The sequence below is a fragment of the Zhongshania sp. genome (genome assembly GCF_041584495.1).
In the GTDB taxonomy this organism is placed as follows: Bacteria; Pseudomonadota; Gammaproteobacteria; order Pseudomonadales; family Spongiibacteraceae; genus Spongiibacter.
In genome coordinates this window covers 1-1,090 of record NZ_JBFHDY010000323.1, presented here as the reverse complement: position 1 = coordinate 1,090, position 1,090 = coordinate 1, and the positions used below count along the sequence as shown (strand labels likewise).

Below are 1,090 nucleotides of genomic sequence, written 5' to 3'. Positions count from 1 at the left end.
TGATACCCATGGCATCAGCCACGTCGGGATTAATCTGCGTTCGTCCTTCAAAATTATCGTATTGCCACTGATAGCGTTTACCACCATAAGAAGCGTTAAGCGTAACGAGAAAAGAATGCGGCTCGACGATTTCCATGTCACCGCGCAAAAAATCATCCTGCGGTTTAAAATTGATCAGATCGTCGCCGTCACCCAGGCGTCCCAAAGTAACGCTTACCTTGACGTTCTCTGGAGGCAACGCCTCGCCACCTTGACTTGCCCAGACGCGAAACTCTGGCGGTACGCCGGTCTCGAAGATGGCCAGTTCAATCGCGAAATCACCCTCGCGCAACATACGCCCCCGATGTGGGCCTTTTTCAGGCTCAACTTCCTTAGCCTCGGCGCCAGACGCCAGCGCAGCGCCGCATAAGCTCATTAATAAAGAGACCAGCATACTGGCGATTAACGATCGTTTTACTAGAATACTCATGGATTTACCTCGTCGCTGCCCAGTAGTGGCAAACCGCTTAGGCGTTCAATTTCAACGCGTGTGAGCTGTGCTTTAAACTGGCTATCTAATAAATGACTACGTGCTGCAAGCAGCTCCTGCTGCACCCCGCGCCAATCTTGGTAACTATAGCGACCAAGCTGGTAGGCGTTTTGGGCTTCTTTTTGGGCTTGTTCAAGAGTGGGAATAATCTGCTCACCCAGTGCGCCAACCACATGCTGCGCGTGCTGAAACTCTTGCAGCAAAACGTACAAGCGAGCTTCCAGCACTATTTGCACGGCGTCGGCATCGGTGCGATAACGATCACGATCAGCCGCTAATGCAGCGATACGTCCACTATTACGCTTTTCGCCCCCCAACGGCACGGTAAAGCCAGCTACTAAGGCGTAGTCATCGGTATTTTCAAAACGCTTTACACCGGCTGAAAACTGCCACCGTGACTGGGCTTCTGTTTTTGCCAGAGCAATTTCAGATTGCGCGACGCGCTCTTGACTCAGTAGTTTTTGCACGCGCGGATGACTGCTTAACTGCTGCGCCAGCGCCTCGTAATTTACCTTTTCTGAGGCAATGACAAGAGAGCCTGAAGCAGTATCAAAATCAGCT

Annotated in this window: 1 protein-coding gene and 1 pseudogene; both read right to left on the bottom strand. The window is 51.6% G+C overall.

Annotation, left to right across the window (positions count from 1 at the left end; translation table 11 throughout):
* A pseudogene (locus ABYP33_RS19550) lies at positions 1–469 on the bottom strand (secretion protein HlyD); the annotation flags it as partial.
* Positions 466–1,090: TolC family protein (locus tag ABYP33_RS19545; protein WP_373093065.1), on the bottom strand; the 625-nt coding region annotated here is incomplete at its 5' end. The pseudogene ABYP33_RS19550 and the gene ABYP33_RS19545, both read right to left, overlap by 4 nt.